Annotated in this window: 14 protein-coding genes; 11 read left to right on the forward strand and 3 right to left on the reverse strand. The window is 30.4% G+C overall.

Going from position 1 to position 21,829, the window contains the following annotated elements:
- The first annotated feature begins 124 nt into the window (after positions 1-124).
- From GKZ86_RS19625 to GKZ86_RS19645, 5 genes are all read left to right on the forward strand, one after another.
- Positions 125-1,894, forward strand: a complete 1,770-nt coding sequence (locus tag GKZ86_RS19625; RefSeq protein WP_154784746.1) for a hypothetical protein — start codon at positions 125-127, stop codon at positions 1,892-1,894.
- Between the two features lie 83 nt (positions 1,895-1,977).
- The gene (locus tag GKZ86_RS19630) at positions 1,978-2,997 is read left to right on the forward strand and encodes a LamG domain-containing protein (RefSeq protein ID WP_194632591.1); all 1,020 of its coding nucleotides are present in this window, start codon (positions 1,978-1,980) and stop codon (positions 2,995-2,997) included.
- A 1,821-nt stretch (positions 2,998-4,818) separates the two neighbouring features.
- Entirely contained in the window at positions 4,819-6,669 is a 1,851-nt protein-coding gene (locus GKZ86_RS19635) for a TlpA disulfide reductase family protein (RefSeq protein WP_154784748.1), read from the forward strand.
- 557 nt (positions 6,670-7,226) lie between these two features.
- Positions 7,227-7,406 carry a hypothetical protein gene (locus GKZ86_RS19640; RefSeq protein ID WP_154784749.1) on the forward strand — a complete coding sequence of 60 codons (180 nt, stop codon included), beginning with the start codon at positions 7,227-7,229 and terminating at the stop codon, positions 7,404-7,406.
- A 193-nt stretch (positions 7,407-7,599) separates the two neighbouring features.
- Positions 7,600-8,502 carry a hypothetical protein gene (locus GKZ86_RS19645; protein WP_154784750.1) on the forward strand — a complete coding sequence of 301 codons (903 nt, stop codon included), beginning with the start codon at positions 7,600-7,602 and terminating at the stop codon, positions 8,500-8,502.
- Positions 8,503-9,203: 701 nt separating this feature from the next.
- On the opposite strand, the gene GKZ86_RS19650 is transcribed toward GKZ86_RS19645, so the two are convergent.
- Positions 9,204-10,484, reverse strand: a complete 1,281-nt coding sequence (locus GKZ86_RS19650; RefSeq protein ID WP_154784751.1) for a DUF6734 family protein — start codon at positions 10,482-10,484, stop codon at positions 9,204-9,206.
- Positions 10,485-10,553: 69 nt separating this feature from the next.
- A complete protein-coding gene (glf, locus tag GKZ86_RS19655; protein ID WP_154784752.1) occupies positions 10,554-11,669 on the reverse strand; it encodes a UDP-galactopyranose mutase in 1,116 nt (371 codons plus the stop codon).
- Positions 11,670-12,094: 425 nt separating this feature from the next.
- Between glf and GKZ86_RS19660 the strand changes: the two genes are divergently transcribed.
- The 5 genes from GKZ86_RS19660 (at position 12,095) to GKZ86_RS19680 (ending at position 18,820) form a co-directional block, all read left to right on the forward strand.
- Positions 12,095-12,283: a hypothetical protein gene (locus GKZ86_RS19660; protein ID WP_154784753.1), complete on the forward strand. Its 189-nt coding sequence runs from the start codon at positions 12,095-12,097 to the stop codon at positions 12,281-12,283.
- A gap of 63 nt (positions 12,284-12,346) precedes the next feature.
- On the forward strand, positions 12,347-13,120 hold the full coding sequence (locus GKZ86_RS19665; protein ID WP_154784754.1) for a TlpA disulfide reductase family protein: 774 nt from the start codon (positions 12,347-12,349) through the stop codon (positions 13,118-13,120).
- A 9-nt stretch (positions 13,121-13,129) separates the two neighbouring features.
- Complete coding sequence (locus tag GKZ86_RS19670; protein ID WP_154784755.1) at positions 13,130-14,707, forward strand: thioredoxin domain-containing protein; 1,578 nt, start codon at positions 13,130-13,132, stop codon at positions 14,705-14,707.
- 606 nt (positions 14,708-15,313) lie between these two features.
- A complete protein-coding gene (locus GKZ86_RS19675) occupies positions 15,314-17,527 on the forward strand; it encodes a peptidase domain-containing ABC transporter (RefSeq protein WP_154784756.1) in 2,214 nt (737 codons plus the stop codon).
- Between the two features lie 3 nt (positions 17,528-17,530).
- Positions 17,531-18,820 carry an HlyD family secretion protein gene (locus GKZ86_RS19680; protein ID WP_154784757.1) on the forward strand — a complete coding sequence of 430 codons (1,290 nt, stop codon included), beginning with the start codon at positions 17,531-17,533 and terminating at the stop codon, positions 18,818-18,820.
- A 296-nt stretch (positions 18,821-19,116) separates the two neighbouring features.
- On the opposite strand, the gene GKZ86_RS19685 is transcribed toward GKZ86_RS19680, so the two are convergent.
- On the reverse strand, positions 19,117-19,581 hold the full coding sequence (locus GKZ86_RS19685; protein WP_154784758.1) for a JAB domain-containing protein: 465 nt from the start codon (positions 19,579-19,581) through the stop codon (positions 19,117-19,119).
- A gap of 592 nt (positions 19,582-20,173) precedes the next feature.
- On the opposite strand from GKZ86_RS19685, the gene GKZ86_RS19690 reads away from it, so the two are divergent.
- A complete protein-coding gene (locus tag GKZ86_RS19690; RefSeq protein WP_154784759.1) occupies positions 20,174-21,823 on the forward strand; it encodes a hypothetical protein in 1,650 nt (549 codons plus the stop codon).
- Positions 21,824-21,829 lie beyond the last annotated feature (6 nt).

The raw sequence follows: 21,829 nt of genomic DNA on the forward strand, positions 1-21,829 counted from the left end.
ACCATCTATCATCGAACAAATGTATTACGCGGGACAACTGCTTCAGCTTGACGATTTCAACCGGGAGCGGGATTTTCATATCCAGTACCGCAATTTTGGCAATCAGCAGCTGTTCTCTTCAGGAGTGCTTTCGGGTCTGATAGTAGATATAAATACCAACGGTTCAGCTATTAATGTAACCTCTGGTGCGGCAATTGATATAAATGGAGCTTACCTATTACTGACAGCGGACAAATCCTATGCTGTAACTTCGGCTGATGGAGATTATCAGTTTGTTATGAATTATCAAACAGTTCTTATACCCAGCACGAAGAATCAGCTGAAAAGCGATCCAGCATTAAGCCTTATAGCTGCTGGAAAACCAATAAATGATGCTATACTGCTTGCCAATGTGACAATTGCCAATAAGGTTGTATCTAAACTAGAAGGAGCTGCATCGGAAGTACAGATACGCTCTTCAAGAATTCCTGAACAATCGATTCAAAATCTTGATACTTCGGTAATAACAAAAGGTATTTTTGACAAAAATCGTATTCCTGATCTTCAGAACCTTAATGGAAAATTAACCCCGTCACAGCTTCCTGTCCTTCCTAATAACGACAATGCAATAGTAAAAAACGCTTTCACAGCGGGAGTACTTACCGGATTAACCGCCAGTAATACAGATAACATCGTACAATTGACAAGTGGAATTGCTGTAGATGCTTCGGGAAACCAAATTGTTCTTGATACTACTGCAACCTATAAAAACAGTACTATAACAGCGGAGAAGGGAGTTTTTTCTCTGGATATGAGTGATGCAGCTTTTCAGGATAAAACATGGTTACTGCTAATTTCTCAAAACACACCCGATTCAGGTGCACCAATTCTGGAATTTACCGAAAAGAAAACTAAAGATAAGGTTGTTCTCGCTACAGTTAAGGTTACCGGAGGACTGCCGGCGGTAAGTAGTAACGACAGGAAAAGTGTTGAACTTAAAACAGACAGATTACCGGAGCTGACTCCTGATATCCTGCCTGAAATTAAAAATCTGAAGGGTAAGGTAGCCATAATACAACTACCGGATCTGGGAGAGATGACAGGAAAGCTAAATTCGGGGCAAGTACCTCAAATTCAAGAACTGCAGGGACAGCTTACTGTGGGGCAATTACCACCGGATATAGTTGGAACTAAAGAGTATCTTACTTTTTTTGTCGATCAGGCTGTAGTGGGAGAAGGTTCTAAAATTCAGTTTTCGTGGGGCACAGCTAAAGGTGTTGATAGTATCTCACTTTCTTATTTTTCAGAAGTTGGGATCAGCAATCTTAGCTCGGGAGACAATGCTATAAAACTTACAGACGCAAGTTTTCCTTATACTATTCTAGCGACTACAACATTTACCCTTACGGCTTTGATAAAGGGAGTTATAGTAGGTCAGAAGCAATTAACGATTACCGTATTCACCTTAATGGAACTTGCCCAGCTGCAGTTTTCAAACAAAAAATCAGCTAACGATTGCATTTCTCTAATTCTAAAACAGTTTTCAGCGGTTACTGCTAATGAATCGGCTATAGTATTGGCAAAAGTGGGTTACAAATTCACTGAGACAGCCGGTGCTTTAAAAATTGGATTTCCTAAGCTTACGCCAGCGCAGGTAACAGAAGCACTTTCAGTAGCTTTTGGAAAGACAACACCCGGTGACCTTGCCAAATCAGACAAAGAGAAGGGTCTGACGTCTATAGAAGCAGGAGCAAATCTGGTATCGCAATTTCCCGGAATAAGCGCTATGGATTTTGGTGTTTCTCTTGGACAGGCAGGCTATAGTACTGAACAGCTTGGCCCGGCCCTAAAACAATATTTCCCAAAACTCTCCCCTGCGGAAGTAGCTAATATTTTTCGCCAGAGTTATAAATAAATCATTAAAACCAATTAATTATGGAAAATTTTAAAATTTTAGAGCAGCAATTGCTTGCTTACAAAGAAAGTGGCCAGAGCCCGTTGGAGGCTGTTAAAAAATTAAAATCCGGCGGTTTAGCTGCTGGTACTGCATCAACAGCTGCAATAACAATAAATCCGCAATTGCTGGCTACTGCCATAAGTACAATATGGAAAGGAGTAACACCTTTGGAGATGGCTCAGGGGCTAAAAGCTTTCGAAAACGATCCGAAATTTGTTGCCGAAGGGCTGAAGTCAGAATTTGGGTTTCCGGATTTGAAAGCCTTGGAGCTAGGAAAGATATTGCTAGATCCAACAATCTTTCCCAACCTTTCCAAAGAAGATATGTTTGTGGTGCTCACTGCAGTAAATTTTACTCCCGATGTCATAAATGCTGCTATTGTAATATTATATAATATCACAGCGAGTTATGCATTGAACCTTACAGGTAATCCATCGTACCTGAGTGCACCGGCTAATTCGGTTTATAATTTCAGGACATCCGACTTTTCTGTTCAGGCATGGGTGAAAACAAAAGGATCAGGTACAGTGATTTCAAGAAAATCAACTCAGGGAGGTCCAGGAAACGGAGGATTTCTTGTGGTGATAAAAAATGATGCCTCTATTAAATTTGCGACTGATAATGGTTTTGGATTTTATGAAATAAACTCAGTTCCTTGCGGAATAAATGATGGCAATTGGCATTTCCTGACTGCTGTGAGACGTTCTAATGTGTTAGAACTTTACGTAGATGGTAAGCTAATTCCGTCTAACCCGCGTTCTAATATTTCCCCTCCCATTGATGTAAGCAATAACCTTCCGTTGATGATTGGTAATGTTGCTCAGGCACAGGAGCCATTCCGACAGTTTACAGGAAGTTTGGACGAAGTAAGGGTATGGAGCCGCGCGTTATCTGCTGCTGAAATTGTAGCGAACATGAATAAACCGCTTACAGGAAATGAAGCAGGATTAGTAGGCTACTATACTTTCTCTGCCCAAAACGGTAATGACAGTTCACCTACAAAGAATAACGCTACGCCAACGGGATCTGTTTCCTACGTTTCCCCAGGCGCAATCTCTTAAATTACCTGAAGATAAAAAATTAACCAAAAACGATAGAACTATTCCTTCAGAATTCAGTATATATACGATTGATACTTTCGGAGATTATATAATGAAACCCGGTTATAGCCAACTTAAGCAAGAGCGTGATGAATTCTAGTGGATTGAGTCTATGTGAATGAGCCATGTGAGAGATAGAACATGGCAGAAATTGGGTAAAACATTTTATGAAAAATAGCTATGTGTCGTCCGATAAATAAAATTCCGACAGGTATTACCGGGGGTAATACGGGAGTTATATGTATGGAGCATTTTGGGAATTTTGATCAGAGGTAAACGAAAGAAAGAAATTTGTGAAAGCTTGATTTTATTGAGTTTTCGAGGAATTAAGCTTTTTTTGAATTGAGGGCTTAGCAGTTTTTTGCGTCCTCTAAAAACATTACGATCCCCAATAAATATTGGGGATCTCGTTTTAAACAGAAAAAGAGGGATTAGAATCATGTCTCCGCATCGCGTTTGTATATTGCATTTCTAATGTTTTCTTGTATTACTATAATCATGAAAGACCCGAATCAAGGTATTGATGTAAAAAACAACAATCGAAATGAAAAATCCGTTACCGAAATAAGTAGCCTTTACACCTTTGACTTGGTTTCTAATATGTGATAATATTTATTTACTGCTTGTTTTAATGAAATTGGATTGCTTAAATAAATTTTGGGCTTCTTCTAGAAATATTAGGTTTAATTCCAAAGAACATTAGCATTAAAAGGGATTTCTATTTCAAAATAAGTAAGTTTTTTATCTTCACTTTAGCTCTTATACTAAATAATCCTCTTCGGTTTGATTTAAAAAAAGTATTTTACTCATTTTTTCATTATGAACCGCTTGATAGGGAATATTAATTTTGTTAAATATATATTGAAAAATCTTTAATTTTTTTGGAAATCTTTTAAAGTATATTTGAAAAAATGAAATGTACATTTTCAAATAATGGAAATATTCACAAAAGCCTAGTAAGCATTTGAGGTTTGTCAAGTAATTCTTTGAATTGTACAAAAAATGAAATGTATATTATGAAAAACAAATGACATAAATATGTTCCATAAAACACCCATAAAGGCTTTTAGTATATGTTATTAAGTCAATGGGTTTATTAATGGGTTACCTTATGAGTATAATCAAAAAACATGTAAACTGTTTATTCTCAGTAAAAAAAAAAAAAAAAACAGAAAATTAAAATGAACATTTCATTTTAATTTTGTATAGATTTCATTTTTGCGCTCATATCATATCACAAAACTGTCTTATGAGATATTTTTTTTTAATGAAATATAAATCATTGCATGATGTTTACTAATTTCAAACAATCTTGAAAAATAAGTTCTGTTTGATTTTTAATTACTTATTTATTAGTATTGTAGTTTGTTGTGTTGAATTGTCTGATGACTTTTAGTTTAGGAAGGCTTAACAGAATCTTATACTTCCTTCCTAACGAAATGTTGACAAAGATGTTTTTTAAGGATTGTTTAAATTAAAAAGCTTTAGATTTCTCTGAAGCTTTTATCGTTGTAGCGGGAAGCATTCAATTATCTAACCAGTTTATTAAGGATTATTATGCAGTTTTTGCATTAGCGTCTTAAATGTAATATTTCAAAAAAAAGTAAACTAATATTATCTCAAATATGCAGTTAAGGTCAAGTCTCTCAATATGGATCTTTTCTATTGTTTTTTTTTTTTTTTGCTAATATTTTCTTAATAAAAAAAACAATAAGACTAATGTTCTATAATTTAGCTATCGTTAAAAAATTAAGATATCTATAAACAAATACAAAAAGACAAATGAAAAAAAAACTCATTTTATTGTTTATTACCTTTATTAATATCGCTTTTTCTCAGACAGGAAAAGTATATTTGAAAGACTCCAAATTCAAATTCGGAAAGGAAAATACTTATGTTTACGAGCCACCTATAGGAATCGAAATTCCCGACCAATCAAGAGCTTCTGTAGCCTACTCAACGAGCAATGACTTTGGTGTTGAATTCAAAAAAATAATCAAAAAGGCCGGCTTTTACGAATTCGCAGTAAAAGTTCCTGATTCCTGCAGAGTGATTCTGCTGACTATCAATAATAATCAAAAAGTAATAGATGACAATCAAGAAAAAGGATATTCGGTACTTTTAAGAACTCAAAACAAGACGGAATTGGGTAAAACTTTGGCTGATGAAATTGCTATGAGAAATTTAGGCTCTTTTAGTCTAAAACTAAAAACGGATACTAAGCCCGAAAACATGGTTAGAGACTATGAGGTATTGTTTGCAAAATATCCAAATTTAAAAAATGATAAATCTTTTTATCAGTACCTTGTTCAAAAAGAACGAATTAACAAAGATAAAACCAAATCGGAATTTTTAGCTTTCGCCCAAAAATGCATTAATAAAAATACTGAAGAATATTTAATACTGGCTTCAAATATTTACGGCAGAACCGAAATGGTTAAAGAAAAAGAAATACTGGATCAGAAAATTTTAAAGAAATATCCTTGTGGGGAACTCGAAAAGACGAAATTTCTTCAGGAATTCTTCTCTAATCCCAACAAAACCGAAGCTTCCGTTTTAGCAAGCATGAATACCATAAAAACCAAGTATCATGATACTTCTGAAAGTACATTATTTACTTTCAACTATTTTTTAATGAATATCTACCTCCAAAATAAGGATCTCGAAAAAATAGTTAATTTAGAAAGTACCTTAAAAAATAAAGTCGCAATTACATCGAGCTACAATCAAACAGCATGGGAATTGTCCGGTGCAGATTTAACAACACCCGCAAATGATCTTGAATTTGCCCAAAAAATTTCAAAAAGATCGCTGGACATTCTTGACGAAAATCAAAAAGTTGCTTCTAATCCTGATTATGAAAGCATGTATAATATGTTTTCAGACACTTATGCATTGATTTTGTATAAACTAGGTGATTATGACGGGGCTTTTAAATATCAGGAAATTGTCAGAGGATTCAATGGTTTTGATTCCGGAGGAAAAGAACGTTATCTGACCTATATGCAGAAGGTAAAAAGTAAAGATGAAGTGAATAAATATATTGAAAATGAAATCAACAACGACCAGCTTGTTCCTGCTGCATTTTTATCTGCATTGAAAACCAATTATACTTCGCAAAATATTCCGCTGGATAAATATGAGAAACTAAAGCAAAAAGCCGATCTTCTGACTAAAACCAAACTGGAAGAAGCTGTTATTGCAAGATTTGGAAGTGCAACAGCTTCAAATTTCTCACTTAAAAATCTCGAAGGAAAACAAGTCAACCTTTCTGATTACAAGGGAAAAGTAGTAGTTCTTGATTTTTGGGCAACCTGGTGCGGACCATGCAAAGCTTCGTTTCCGAAAATGCAAGAATTGGTAACTAAATATAAGGGCAAAAATGTAGAGTTTCTGTTTGTAAATACTTTTGAAAAAGGAAAGGAAGAAGATACTTTCAAAAAAGTCAATACTTATATCTCAGACAAAAAATACAGTTTCAACGTCATCTTTGATTATAAAACGGATGTAGCTACCAACTACAAAATTGAATCCATTCCGACTAAAATACTTATTGATAAAAACGGAAAAATTCTTACCGGTGATGCTTCAGATTCAACTCTCACCGATTTAATTGACCAGCAATTGAATTAAAATTTAAACCGCTTACCGAAGAGTTCTTATGAAATCTGTACGAATGTCACCTGACTTCTCACCCGCAATCTGATTCATGGCAACAATTTTAAAAAGTCTAAAAAAGCAAAAAGCTTCAGAGAAATTTGAAGCTTTTATCGTTGTAGTGGAAGCATTCAATTATCTAACCAATTTATTGAAGATTATTTTGCGATTTTTGCAATAGCCTCTTAAATTTAAAACTTCACAAATACTTTGTATGTGGTAAATTACCCAATTATTAAAAAGCCACTTCTATTAAAAAAATAACAATATTAATATTTTGGTTTTAAACTTCTTAAAGATGATTTAAGCTTTTGGTAAACATTAATAAAATTAGGAAAAGACTTTCTTTTTTATGAATTTAAAATAACTACTTTACAGTTTTTTTATATATTTGTAAAAATAACCTGATTTTTTTTTATAAAAAAAACTCAAGTGCACGTGAGGAATTTGATTAATTAAAAATTAAGTATTCCATTTTTTTAATAAAAAACATTTAAATCATGAAAAAATTAAATTTGAAAAATGCTCCAGGCATGCTTTCTAGGAAAGAAATGAAAACAATTATGGGTGGTTACTCAGGAGGCTCTGGCTCTGGCTGTACATTAACTGGAAATGAAAAAATAATTTATTCTGGTGGAGAACCTGTGAGTTATGCTTGCGAATGGTCATGCAACGGAACTCTTAAATGGGGCGGCTGTTCAGTATGGGGTTAATTAAATAGAGGAAGTCTCAGTACTATGAGATTTCCTCTATTTTTATTTAGTTAACAGAAAAGTATTTGAAAAAGACCTATTTTTAATGTCCGAAAAATAGAAGTATAGCTTTTTTTATTATAAACTTAATAATAATTTTTATTTTTTGAATTATGAGAGAGCCTGTTTTATACGTCTTTATTTTTATAAACAAATGAAAAATAAAACCTTATTTAATCTGATTTTTATTTTGTTGTTAACCTTTCATAATTTATTTTCTCAAGTAATAAAAAATCAAGATTATAGTAATTTGATTATAGGATATGTTTATTCGCGCAACAATGGCTTACCTATTGAAAAAGCAACGATAAAAACATCATCAAAAAATGAGTTAAGATATTTTACAACAGATATAAACGGAAAGTTCGAAATACCTAATACCCCTCAAAATAAAATAGATTTTTTTGAGATTTCTTCACTTGGTTTTAAAAAAGTCTTAAATAAAATAATTACAGATACTATTTATCTAGAAAATTACACAAATCAATTAAACGAAGTAATTATTAATTCAAAATCTAAAACTAAATATAAACTATCCATTATAGAAAAACTAAATAATTTTGAAACTAACTTTAGCTGGGAAAATAAAGCTGCTGTTTATATTCCGAAAAGTAATCAAAATAATTGCATAAAAAATCTCTTATTTGCCATTTCTGACTATGGAGGAGTTAAAAATTTAAAATATTTACCATTTAAAGTAAATTTATATACTGTTGATAGTTTAGGGAAACCGCTAAAGCCCGTTTTTGAAAAGGATATAATATCAAAAAAAAATGATGATAATAGTTTGACAAAGGTTGATATTTCAAAATTTAAAATAACAATTCCTGACGAAGGTATTTTTGTTGTTTTTATAATTTTAGAAAAAAAAGACTATCCTGTAGACTTTATCAATTCAAGTTTTGGTATAATATCCGCAGTTCCAGCATTAAAAGCTTATAAATATAGCAAAGATTATATCCGAAAATCCTATTTGTACAGGCAATGTGATTATCCGGAAAAATGTAATATTTGGCTCCCACAAGATCTTCATTATATTATGGATGTTGAATATTAATGATGGCTTTGCTTAATTAGTAAATAAATTTTTATGCTTTTAACACAAGATTATTAAAAGTGAATTTTGATTAATGTTATCTTTATCAATATTCATACTTAAATTTAATAAGATATTTGAGAAAAAAAAGATAAACCATCATTTCCCTTTCCAATATTTATTTGAAAATTATTTTATTTTTTCATTCTTTGTTACCTTTAAAGTGTCAAAATAACTGTTTATAATTCATTAAATTATACAGCCTGTTTTTTCGTGCCAAAATTTTGAAACACATATATCATATTTTTACATTCTAACTCAATTGTTAAAATTTCTAGCAACGTCATAAAAATATGCAAACTTACTTTGTGTCTTAATTTTCAGTTCATTAAAAATATTAATAACCATTTTTATCTCTAGCATTTGTAAATATCTTTTGAAATTTCTTTAGATGTACCATACAGCAAAAAAAAGAAAAAAACATAAACTATTTTTTTCTTTTTTTACAATATAATTTTATCGAATACACACTTAACAGTTTTCTTTATTTCATTGTTATATATTGTTTTTTGATTTACCATCTTCCTGTACTATCTATGAAATACCAGTTTAAAAATAAAAACAATTTATTATAGAATAAAATTCACCAAAAAAATCCCCAATAAGCTAAACTATTTACCAGGCTTGCTCTAAGCCAAGATTTCAACTGAATAATTAATACATTATAAAATTTCAAGTGAACCAATCATAAGAATTTCCTCAAAAACCATGCTTAGTATATTTTCTTCTAATTGTTTAAATTCAATCTCATTGATGTTTTGAAAATCTCCCCTAATTATTTCAATAAGTTCGTTTATAGATAATGATTCTGTAAAATAGTACATCAATTGATCAGTTCCTTCTAATAGAATCTTCTGGATTTCTTTCCCGGAAAAAGGGTCAATCTCTATTAAAAAAAAGTTTTCTTCGTCTCCTTCTTCATGTATAGAAAAGTTATCGTACAATTTAATCTTGATAGTTTTGATTTCCTCATATTTATAATGATACACTTTTGGTAATGCCTTAAAGATACGATCAGACTTCATCCTTTCATAAGTAGAACTTGAGTCTTCATAATCCATCGAATCCATAATATCCATTACTTTTTTGTGATATTCTGGAAATTCATATTTTAAACGAAGTTCTAGTTGATTACATGCTATTTTATTATGTTTAGCAATACCTACAAGATGAATATACTTATCTATGAATGGGATAAAATGAAAACGTAGAACAGAATCTAAATCATTGATATCTTTAGAACAGTCAATTAGATATGTGACATTTTTTCTTTCACTTAGCATGCAGCTGATCGAAAATTCCTCTATGATTTGATTAAAATATCCTATGTTTTCTAAATTGATTATTTGATTCATATTCTCCTTCAGAAATTTCTTAGCCATTTTACACCAATTTTGGAAAAATTCAATATCATTCCCTCCCACAATTCCTACGTTGGCATTAAACAGATATTCATTAACATTTTTTTTTAGATGAGAAGGAATGCTTTTCAGTTTTTGCTGTACTTCCATCAATGCTGTTTTATAAATATCAGGAACTGGATGTTTACTTTGAACAATCAAATGGTCATTCAAATTTGATTTCGGAAAAGGAGCCCAAGTAAAAACATCATTATCTACATGAATAAACGGTTTCTCTTGTAATTCTATGACTTTAATTTTTCCAAGAATCCATAATCTATGGTCTTCATTTTCTAACTCATTCAATATTAAAGAAACATCTCCATATGGTAATCCTAGCTGATTAATTAGAATGTCATAACCATGATCATCTGTATAAAGATCAACATTGGAATTTTCTCTTTTTAATGTAAGTAAACTCAAGCAGTTGCTCATTAAAAAATATTTATATTCCAGCCATCCCCCAAATTTTCTATTATTACTAAATTCTTGCTTTTGCTTGTGTAAAGTTGGTTTAGACCAAAATGAATGAATAATTTTCATATTATATTGTTGTTAATTTTATTAGATTAGGAGTAATAATTATATTTAAGCAAAAGTTATTTACTTAAATCATAGTTTTAATTCCATCATTTTTTTTGCCTTTGAGAGTGCAGAAGCTATTACTTGGTGCATATCGTAGTATTTGTATTCTGCTAATCGTCCTCCAAAAATCACTTTATCTTCCATTTTTACCAACTCATTATATTTATTAAGTTTTTTAGTATTATAACTGTCATTTATTGGGTAATAAGCTTCAGCTCCGGGTGTCCATTCTTGTGGGTATTCTTTTGTAATGATTGTTCCCTCCTGTTTTCCATACTCAAAATGCTTGTGTTCAATAATACGAGTATAGGGAATATCAAACTCAGTAAAATTTATTGCCGCTACCCCTTGGTAATTTGGCAAATTAATATATTCATGTTCAAATCTTAAACTCCTATATTGTAAATGCCCAAATTTATAATCATAAAACTCATCCAGTTTACCAGTATATACTGTTCGTTCCGCAATATTTTGAAATTGATCTCTATTTTTAAAAAAATCGATATCAGTTCTTACTTCTATACCTTCTAATAAACCTTCTATTAACTTATTATATCCTCCTATTGGGATTCCTTGATATCTATCATTAAAATAATTATTGTCAAAAGTAAATCGAACAGGTAAACGCTTAATAATAAACTTTGGCAACTCTGTTGCCTTTCTTCCCCATTGTTTTTCTGTATAGCCTTTAATAAAAGTTTCATAGATATCTGTTCCAATCACACTAATAGCTTGCTCTTCAAGATTTTGAGGATTATTAATTCCTGACTTTATAATCTGATCTTGAATTTTAGTGATAACTTCTTGCGGATTCTTAATTTTCCATAGTTGATAAAACGTATTCATATTAAATGGTAAATTGTATAGTTCACCTTTGTAATGAGCTAGTGGAGAGTAAATAAAGTTATTGAATTCTACAAAAGAATTAACATAGTCCCAGATTCCTTTATCATTTGTATGAAAAATATGAGGACCATATTTATGCATATTAATACCTTCCTTAGATTCACAATAGATATTGCCTCCTATATGATTTCTCTTTTCAATGACTAGACATTTTTTTCCAAATTTGGTCATCTGTTGAGCAAATACAGCACCATAAAGACCAGACCCAATAATCAGAAAATCATATTTTTTTAACATATATTACTTTATAATTTTGTGTTAATGTAGGAAAAATTAACTGAATTTATATTGCGTGATGACTCAAATTTTCAACTAGTATCATTTACATGTATAACTAGCTTGCAAATAAATTTAAAATATTTCTCATTTATATTTTTACATCTTAATCTACTAATAAATTTAATGCCGAAGAATTATAGTAGGAAATTATATTTTGAATTTGCTACTATTCTTCCATATAAATCATTCAAAATTAATTATTTAAAAAGTGTGTATATTACACTTTTAACAAAACATTAACAATGATTTTGAACGATTGATTCTTTTTTTTTTGTGATATTTGAAATAATAATCTTACTTGCTTAGCTATTAACTTAAGTGCACATAAGAAAATTTAGTAAAGATGAGTAGTGATTTTATTTTTAACTAAAAACAATTAAATTATGAAAAAGTTAAGTTTAAAAAATGTTGAAAGTATGCTTTCCAGAAATGAAATGAAAATGATTAATGGAGGTTATTCTAGCGGCGGTAAAACTAAGAAAAAATGTTGTTGGAATGGAACTACTAATTGTTCCATCTGTATTGAAGGAGGAACTTCTTGTGTTGACGGAGCAACTTTAACTGATTGTTAAAGAATTTCAGGGAGGAGTTTTCCTCTCTGATTTTTTTAATTATATTTTAAATAAATTAAAAATATGAGAATTATTTTACCTCTTTTTTTAGTGTTCTTTTTATGTCAATATTCTAATGCTCAAAAAAATAATTGTAATGAGCCAATAGAAAACCCATCTCTAATAACTAAAGATTTTCAAAGTTTTTGGAATTATTATAATACTTATATTCAATTATCGTCCGATTTTGTAGGTCTGAATTCCAATTCAAGTGTCTTAAAAAAAGAAGAATTCTTAAGATTACTTCTTTCAGGTAAGTATTTACCATTAAGACTTAAATGCAAAAGACCAATATATTATAAACTATTAAAAGTTAATTCTTGGAGTAGCAATGATATTCCTGATCAAATAAAAAATATGGCAAATATGGAATACGGTAATTTTTTGAGGGAAGGAAAACCTTTTAAAAAATTTAGTTATACAGATTTGAATGGTAATATTTATAACACTTACAATACAAAAGGGAAAATTATAGTTCTAAAATTTTGGTTTATAAATTGTCAGAAATGTGTTGAAGAAATGCCATCACTAAATATGTTGGTCAAAAAATATGAAAATAGAAAAGATATACTTTTTATAAGTTTAGCTTTTGATGAAAATAAAAAATTAAAAGAGTTCTTGAAAAAGAAAATGTTTAAATATGCTGTCATTGGTAATCAAGAAGATTATATTTTAAAGAATCTAGGATTACAAATATTTCCCACACATATGATAATCAGCAAGATGGGAAATGTTACTAAAGTTGTAAATAGTTATTCTGAATTAGAAATAGCTTTAAAAAAAGAAATCTCAAAATAATAACAATTTATGAGCGAAAATTTTACAAACCTTTTCTTGTATTTGAAGAAAGAAAACATAAATATTGATAAGAATGAGTTTATATTTCAAGTTCAATCCCACCCGGATTATCCTTCCTTATTGTCTATTGCAGATACTTTGAGTTTTTTTAATGTAAAAAATGGAGCTATAAATGTATCTTTTTCTGAAATTGAATTGCTTCCAAATCATTTTATTGCAATCTTAAAAGAGGAAAATGATAAGCCTACGATTGAAACCAAACAATATTTTATTGAAAGAAGAAATAATGCGTATTTTTATGTAAAAGACAAAAGATCTATTTCTATTTCAAACAATTCATTGGAATTACGTTGGTTTGGTATTATTCTGTTATTGGAAAAACCTGAAGAAGAGGAAATCCTTATAAAAAGCAAGAATAGATTTTTTTGGGTTTTACCTTTTTTATGCTTGATGTCATTTTTAGCTGTTTTATTTCAGATGGAAGATTATTTTAAGTCCAAAATATTTTTTCTATTTCCTATAGTTGGAATGTTTTTTTCTATTACAGCTCTTAAAGATTTATTTGGGACTAAAATAGAGTTTCTTAATAGGTTTTGTAATATCACCAATTCTACTAGTTGTTCTACGGTTGTTAGTTCTAATAAATGGAAAATTTTCGAAATAGTTAATTTCAGTGATTTGAGTTTAGTTTTTTTTAGTTCTCAATTCTTAGGGTTGTTATTTTTTTTTCTTTTAGGTGATACTATAACCTATTTTTTAATTCAAAAAATAATTCTTATTGTATCTGTTCCTATTTTGTTTTTATCATTATACTATCAAAAATTTGTTGAAAATAAATGGTGTCCAATTTGTTTAGCTATTATAGCTCTTATTCTTACGGAAATACTTTATTTAATGGCTTTTAAGTACTCAGTTTATCAAATTTCAAATAAAAAAATAATTGTTTTTAGTTTTGTTTTTCTTTCTGTAATGTTCATTTGGTCTGCATTGAAAAAAATGTTTATACAGCGGAAAGAATTGAAAGAACACCAATTAAAAGCTATTCGTTTTGAACGAAATTATACTATATTCAAAAACTCCTTATTGGCAAAAGATAAAGTTGAATTGCCAGAAAGCCTTATTGTTTTGGGAAATAAAGAGAGTAAAACAATAATTACAATAATTTCAAATCCATTTTGTAGTTTTTGTAAAGATGCCCACGAGATAATGGAAAATATTTTAGATAGATATCATAAAGAAATACAAATACAAGTCATCTTAAAAACTAATATTGAAAAGGAAAATGAAGAGGGTAAAAAACTGTTTAGAAGTTTGATGGGGATATATAAATTCGATGGTGAAGCTAATTTTACTAAAGCATTAAAAAATTGGTTTGAGAATAAAAAGATTATAGAATGGTTTCGTTTGTTCACCGTAATTGAATCAAACGAATTTGATTCAATGTTTAATAATCAACAACAATGGTGTGAAGACAATGATTATAATTTTACACCTCTCATTTTTATAAATGGATATGAATATCCACAGATGTATGAAGAGAAAAACCTTTTATTTTTTATAAATGATTTAATAGAAGATGAATTTTAAAAATCACTGACTATTGGATTAATTTTAATAACGATTTTGAGGTTGGTACTTTAAGTGTTGAAAATATTTTAGTACTATTTACATTCTTGCTCGTTCAATCCATTGATAAGTTTTTATATCATTATTTAGATTTTAAACTATATCCCAATTAGAGTTGATTACCCAATATAATTATTTATAAGAGATTCAAAAAATGGCTTCCAAAAAATAAAATTTGACGTAATTGGTTTTAATGTGTTTAAATTCAACGGTTTTTAAGTTTTTTTTTAAGTATTTCAATAATATGATTATTGGAGAGTAAGTTTTAGCCATTGTTTATGAAAATTAAGGAAGTTTTCTAACTGAAGAAAAGATTAACATTTGTAATATCTTAAGTATTCTCAATTATTACAAATTAGAATGTTTTTTGTGCTAGAAGAATATCTAAGAAATGATACTATCTTTAATGATGAAGAGTAATATGGTAAGTTTTTATATTTTAATCCGTATTATTTTTAATAAATATCTTTTACATTTTTAATATTTAAAAAATATTCCAAATAATTTTATATCTGTCGAACAAAAAATTGTCATTATAAGTTAAGTTTTATAAAAGAAAAGAAAAATTTGAAGCAATTCCCTAATTATTTACAAACTGAATCTAAGGATTGTGGTCCAACTTGTCTAAAAATCATTGCTAAATATTACGGTAAAATATGCAAGATTCAAGATTTAAGAGATCATAGCGAAACCAATCGCGATGGTAGTAATTTATTGATGTTAAGCGATGCAGCCGAAAAAATAGGCTTTAGAACTATTGGAGCAAAATTAAGTTTAGAAAAATTATCAGAAGTTTCATTCCCATGTATATTGCATTGGAATAAGGTACACTATGTGGTTTTGTACGAGCTTAGATTTCGGAAATCAAAAATCGAAAAAATATTTATTTCAGATCCGGCGATTGGTCTTCTAGAATATTCACCAGACGAATTCTTAAAATTTTGGATTGGAAATAATGCGAATGAAAATACTAATGAAGGAATTGCACTATTGTTAGAGCCTTCCGCTAAATTTTATCAAACAGATTTTGATAAAGAAGAAAATGAACAATTAAAGTTTGGGTTTGGGCTTTTATCACAATACATAATCCGTTATAAATCATTTCTAGTACAGTTAAGTATAGGTTTATTTGCAAGCACTTTACTGCAATTAGTCTTTCCATTTTTGACTCAAAGTATTGTTGATATTGGGATTCAGAATCAGAATATCCATTTTATTTATTTAATACTCTTTGCACAATTGTTCCTTTTTGCAGGAAGAACGGGTCTAGAACTTATTAGAAGCTGGATATTGCTCCATCTTTCTACCCGTATCAATATTTCCCTTATTTCAGATTTCTTTATAAAACTAATGAATCTGCCTATTTCGTTCTTTGATGTAAGAATGACAGGAGATATAATGCAGCGTATTAATGATCATCGAAGAATTGAAAGAATTCTGACCACATCATCTTTGAATGTATTGTTTTCCACGATTAACATGGTTGTCATGGGAGGTGTTTTGGCGTACTTTAACCTGCAGATTTTCTTCGTTTTCTTTATCGGAAGTATTTTTTACTTTGGATGGATTACCCTGTTTTTAAAACGACGAGAAATTTTGGACTATAAACGCTTTGCCGAAGTTTCTCAAGAGCAAAGTAAAGTAATGGAGCTTATCAACGGAATGCAGGAAATCAAACTCCACAATGCCGAGAAACAAAAACGCTGGGGTTGGGAATATGTACAAGCAAGACTTTTTAGGGTTTCGATAAAAGGATTAGTTTTAGAACAAACCCAAACCATAGGTTCTTCTGTAATCAATGAATTGAAGAATATTTTTATCATATTTCTGTCGGCAAAACTGGTAATTGACGGCTCGATAACTCTGGGTATGATGTTGGCAATCAGTTCGATTGTGGGAAGTTTAAACGGACCAATTGCCCAGCTTATAGAATTTGTGAGAGAACTTCAGGATGCAAAAATCTCTTTGGCAAGATTGTCCGAAATTCATGAAAAAGAAGATGAAACTGATCAGGAAGAAAATCAAACCAATGAAGTTCCGTATGATTCAGATATTGAGATAAAAAACCTTTCGTATCGTTATTTAGGATCTGATATTCCGGTTTTGGATGATTTGACCCTAAAAATTCCCGCAAACAAAGTAACTGCAATAGTTGGCGTTAGCGGAAGCGGAAAAACTACTCTGATGAAATTGCTTCTTAAATTCTATGAACCCGAAAAAGGAGAAATCAATATTGGCAATTCACAGTTGAAAAACATTTCGCAAAAAGCCTGGAGATCCAATATTGGCGCTGTAATGCAGGAAGGTTTTATTTTTAATGATACTATCGCCAATAATATTGCCATTGGCGTAGACAAAGTTGATAAAGAACGCTTGATATACGCTGCAGATGTAGCTAATATAAAAGAATACATCTCGAGTTTGCCACTGGGATATAACACAAAAATAGGCTCAGAAGGTACAGGAATGAGTACCGGACAAAAGCAACGATTACTAATTGCAAGAGCCGTTTACAAAAATCCGGAAATCTTGTTTTTTGACGAAGCAACATCAGCATTAGATGCCAATAATGAAAAGGAGATTATGCGAAAACTCGATATTTTCTTTAAAGAAAAAACCGTTGTGGTAATCGCACATCGACTCAGCACGGTTATGAACGCAGATCAGATTGTGGTTCTGGATAAAGGAAAAATTATCGAAATAGGATCGCACTCGGCATTAGTACAACAAAAAGGAAATTATTTTGAATTGGTTCGCAATCAATTACAATTAGGGAATTAAAACATGGCAGAAGATACATTTGAATTAAGAAGTGAAGAAGTACAGGACATTCTCACCAAAGTACCGCATTGGATGATACGCTGGGGAACTGTTGTGATATTTGCTATTATATTTTTGCTGTTTTTTGTGTCCTGGTTTATCAAATATCCGGACGTTGTAAATACCGAAATCATAATCACAACCAATATTCCGCCGGAGAAAATCGTATCGAAATCATCGGGTAGAATTGAAGCTATTTTGGTGAAAAATAAAGCCATAGTTGCTAAAAATACCACATTGGCGATAATAGAAAATACGGCCAATTATAAAGATGTTTTTTTATTAAAAAGTATCGTTGATAATTATAATGTCAACGATTCAAAACAAACATTTCCGTTTGCTAAACTCAAGAACACACAATTGGGCGAAATAGAAAGCGCCTTTGCAGTTTTTCAAAAAGATTATCAGGCAGAACAATTAAATGAAGATTTACAGCCTTTTGAAGTCGAGAACAGAGCGCAGATTTCAGAGAAAGTTCAGATTAAGGAAAGACTGGAAATTTTGCAACAGCAAAAAGTGATAAACGAAAGCGAATTACAGCTTCAGAAAAATGAGATTGCACGATTTGAAACCCTTTTCAATAAAGGAATCATATCGGCACAGGAAATGGAAGCCAAGAAACTGAATTATTTGCAGGCTCAAAAGAGTTATAAGGGGTTATTATCGTCGATTTCGCAATTAAAATCTACTTTGATCGATAACACAAAATCAAGTCAGAGCTCGCAGATAAACAGCACTAAAGAAGAGGTTAATCTTGGGCGCAATATGGCACAATCATTTTATCAGCTCAAAAAAGTGATAAAAGACTGGGAAATGGCATACATGCTAAAAACATCTGTAAGCGGTGTGGTTACTTTTTTGCAGGTTTGGACAGAGAATCAAACGATAAATGTGGGTGATAATGTTTTTTCTATAATTCCCGATGCCAGAAATGGTTTTGTTGGAAAAGTAAAAGCTGCTGCGTTGAATTCAGGAAAAATAAAAGTGGGTCAAAAAGTAAATATCAGATTGGCGAATTTCCCTGACAGAGAATTTGGTGTTCTGAGAGGAAAAATAAAAAATATCTCATTGGTTCCGGACAAAGACGGAAATCTGTTACTTGACGTTGCACTTCCAAACGGACTGCAAACTTCTTATAAAAAACAAATTGTATTTCAACAGGAAATGAAAGGAAGCGCTGAAATTGTAACCGAAGATTTGAGGCTTATCGAAAGAATTCTGTATCAGTTTAAAAGTATATTTGAGCAGGTTTAAGTTTTGATGACTTTCTTCCAAAAAATATAAAAGAACTAAACAATGATTAGAATCAAGTTCTCGATACAATAAAAATCAAAATAGTTTAATATGGCATTCTGGAAAAGGGATAAACTGTCTAAAAAAAGTTTACCATTATGTAAAATATTTACTTATTAGCCGGGAAGCATTCAATTATCTAAACACTTTATTGAAGATTATTATATGATTATTGCACTTGTATCTTAAAATATAAATTAAAAAATCTTAAACTTTTTTTGGAAATCTTTTAGAGACAATAATAGTTATAAAGGCGCCTATAAAGCGCCTTCATCAGCAAAAGAGTAATATGATTCGGGAGTTATAATTAATGAATCCAGTAATGTGATATCCAGAAGTATTCCGGCTTCTTTTACTTTTCGAGTTATGTGTTTATCTGCTTCGGAGGCTGTAAGGTTTCCTGAAGGATGATTGTGAATCATCATCAAAGATGTAGCATTTGCCTTAAGAGCTGATGAGAATATTAGTCTAATGTCTACAACAGTTCCAGCAATTCCTCCTGAAGAGATTTCGTAAATTCCAAGTGCCTTGTGAGCTTGATTCAAAAGTAATACTTTGAACTGCTCGAAGAATTCTATTTTATTATAATCCCAAGCTGAAAGGACTAGTTTATATGCATCTTTTGAAGATTTGATTTGTGGTCTTTCAGAGTTTTTTACTTTTGTTTTGTAGATCAGTTCAATTTCAGATACAGTCTGCCAGTTTTGATTTAAAGTTTCCATAATTTCGATATTTTAAATTAATTATGGAACATTCACTGGGAATCGCTTAGCAATCGCAAAAAGCAACGCAATAAAGCAGGAATTTTTTGCTGCATTTATGGGGGAATTTTTTGCTAGCGCCCGCAGGCGGTTCCCTAACTTTGTGACAAAATTAAATAAGATATAAAAGAATAAAGGACTCTTTAGCATAGGTTAAAAACACTAATTAATTCAAGTTGCTAGTCTCCAATAGAATAAAAAACAATGCAGAGGTTAGTTACGCTTCAAATATTTATTACAAAGCTAATCTTATTTGTGTTTGACTACAATCGAGTAAATCCATTAAATAGCAACTGAAACTAATTCAAAATTAAAAATTGCAGTTTTAAAAATAAGATTTTTTTAAAATGAACAATACTTACTTTTTTTTAAACAAAATGTACAAAATATAAGATATAGACTGTTAAAATTTAATTTTAGTGCCAAATTCTTCGTTTTTGGACAATATTGAAGTGTAAAACATTATTTTGTAGGAAGATTTTACTTTTTTTTGTGAGTGTAAAAAATCAATCCCATAGTAGGTTTAATTTTAAAAACAAATAAAGCGAAAACAATGAGTAAAATCTACATAAGTAATAATCTAAGAGAGGACGTATACGTAATTGCCACAAAAAACACAGATTGGTTATTAGCAGATGTTGGTTTTGATACGATATCACTAGCCGCTAGCCTTGCTACATTGAATGCACCTGTTGCTATTAATTCGTTAAAAACTTTGTGGACTGCATTTAGTTATATCAAAACCATAGGTAAAGCCACCTATTTTCCAGCAGGAGTAGCTGTAAAAATATTTGACCAACTTCGTCCAAACGCAATAAAGATACCCTCACACGAATTTAAAGAAGTAACTAGTGACACTATATTGAAATACACATCTATAAGTGGCATTTTCTCTGAATTGGGAGCTTCAAACAAAACATTATTTATTTATACCAAAAACTTTCAATTCAGTACTACGTTCAATACAAATGATAACGATTCTTGGATTGTTATGGAACAAGGAGTTGTGAAAGCGAAATTTGGCACACTATGGCAACCAGAAGATAAAATTTACACTTTTAAATACGATAATATGGAAAATACAGATCAAGTTGTAAAAGCAATTTCAGATTTAAAAACAGTTCGAAAAGATTATGATAGTCTTTTAAATAAGATAGAAAACGAGACGTTTTCAATATCAGCTTGGATTGGTGATAATGTGTTTAGACCCGACAATCCAGAGAGAAAGAAAAATGCAATAGAAGCTATAAAAGGAAAGGATGGTATTATAACAAATATTGACATTGTTATTGAGGAACTAGATAAATTAAAAGATCTTTTGAAAGGGGATATTCAACAAATAATAAACAACTATGAGTCATGGAAAAAAGATGTTAATATTCAACTAGTATCTTTAAGTTTAACTGTACCAGCATTTCAGGATTCATTCACAAAATTTAACACAATAGATACAGTTGTTGGTATAGGAATAGGAATCTCGATATTTGCTGCACCTATTCTACCAATTGCATTAGCACTTTTTGGGATTATTGAAATAATTACGGCCATTTTTGCTGCGGAAGAAAGAAAAGATTTTTTTGAAAAAATAATGAATGAAACCAAAAAGTCAAATGAAAAAATAAAATCAGTTCGATCGGAAATTAATTCTTCTATGGAAAAAATTAAAACATTCTATAAAAATATTTTGACAACATTTTATGCAGCAGGATTTCTTACTGAAGCAGAATATAAAAAATTTAAAGAAATCGACACTAGCAAGGATAATGCTTATCATGAATTTACAGAGTTTATAATAATGCAAAGAACTGAAATGAACAAATGGACTGCAGCCATTAAAATGATAGAAAACACCGAAGAAGATGCTAAAGCTGATAATGAGGAATTTGACTTAAATACATCAATACGTTTCGCAGTCGTTAATCTTGATTCTATTACATATTATAATAAAAAAGAAAAAAAAGATATATTAAAAGCAATGTATTTATTGAAAGATGAATCAAAATCGGTTTCTGAAATTAGCTCTCAAACGGGCATTGAAGCTAAATACATAATAGATGCAAAAGCTGTTAATATGCTATTGCAAGGAAAAACACCAAGAGAAATTGCCGAGATGTTGAATATAGAAGAAAAGTTAGTTGAAGAACTTTCTAAAAAACATACATCAATTATTGATTTAATATCTAATAAAGCGTCAGCAGCTTAATTTTTT

The organism is Flavobacterium sp. LC2016-13 (assembly GCF_009707955.1).
Taxonomy (GTDB): domain Bacteria; phylum Bacteroidota; class Bacteroidia; order Flavobacteriales; family Flavobacteriaceae; genus Flavobacterium.

What these genes read in the sequence shown, in the direction of transcription:
- GKZ86_RS19670 (WP_154784755.1), top strand. Translation starts at nt 13,130, where the DNA reads ATGAGCGAAAATTTTACAAACCTTTTCTTGTATTTGAAGAAAGAAAAC.
- GKZ86_RS19690 (WP_154784759.1), top strand. Translation starts at nt 20,174, where the DNA reads ATGAGTAAAATCTACATAAGTAATAATCTAAGAGAGGACGTATACGTA.
- GKZ86_RS19665 (WP_154784754.1), top strand. Translation starts at nt 12,347, where the DNA reads ATGAGAATTATTTTACCTCTTTTTTTAGTGTTCTTTTTATGTCAATAT.
- GKZ86_RS19685 (WP_154784758.1), bottom strand. Translation starts at nt 19,581, where the DNA reads ATGGAAACTTTAAATCAAAACTGGCAGACTGTATCTGAAATTGAACTG.
- GKZ86_RS19645 (WP_154784750.1), top strand. Translation starts at nt 7,600, where the DNA reads ATGAAAAATAAAACCTTATTTAATCTGATTTTTATTTTGTTGTTAACC.
- GKZ86_RS19640 (WP_154784749.1), top strand. Translation starts at nt 7,227, where the DNA reads ATGCTTTCTAGGAAAGAAATGAAAACAATTATGGGTGGTTACTCAGGA.
- glf (WP_154784752.1), bottom strand. Translation starts at nt 11,669, where the DNA reads ATGTTAAAAAAATATGATTTTCTGATTATTGGGTCTGGTCTTTATGGT.
- GKZ86_RS19660 (WP_154784753.1), top strand. Translation starts at nt 12,095, where the DNA reads ATGAAAAAGTTAAGTTTAAAAAATGTTGAAAGTATGCTTTCCAGAAAT.
- GKZ86_RS19650 (WP_154784751.1), bottom strand. Translation starts at nt 10,484, where the DNA reads ATGAAAATTATTCATTCATTTTGGTCTAAACCAACTTTACACAAGCAA.
- GKZ86_RS19680 (WP_154784757.1), top strand. Translation starts at nt 17,531, where the DNA reads ATGGCAGAAGATACATTTGAATTAAGAAGTGAAGAAGTACAGGACATT.
- GKZ86_RS19635 (WP_154784748.1), top strand. Translation starts at nt 4,819, where the DNA reads ATGAAAAAAAAACTCATTTTATTGTTTATTACCTTTATTAATATCGCT.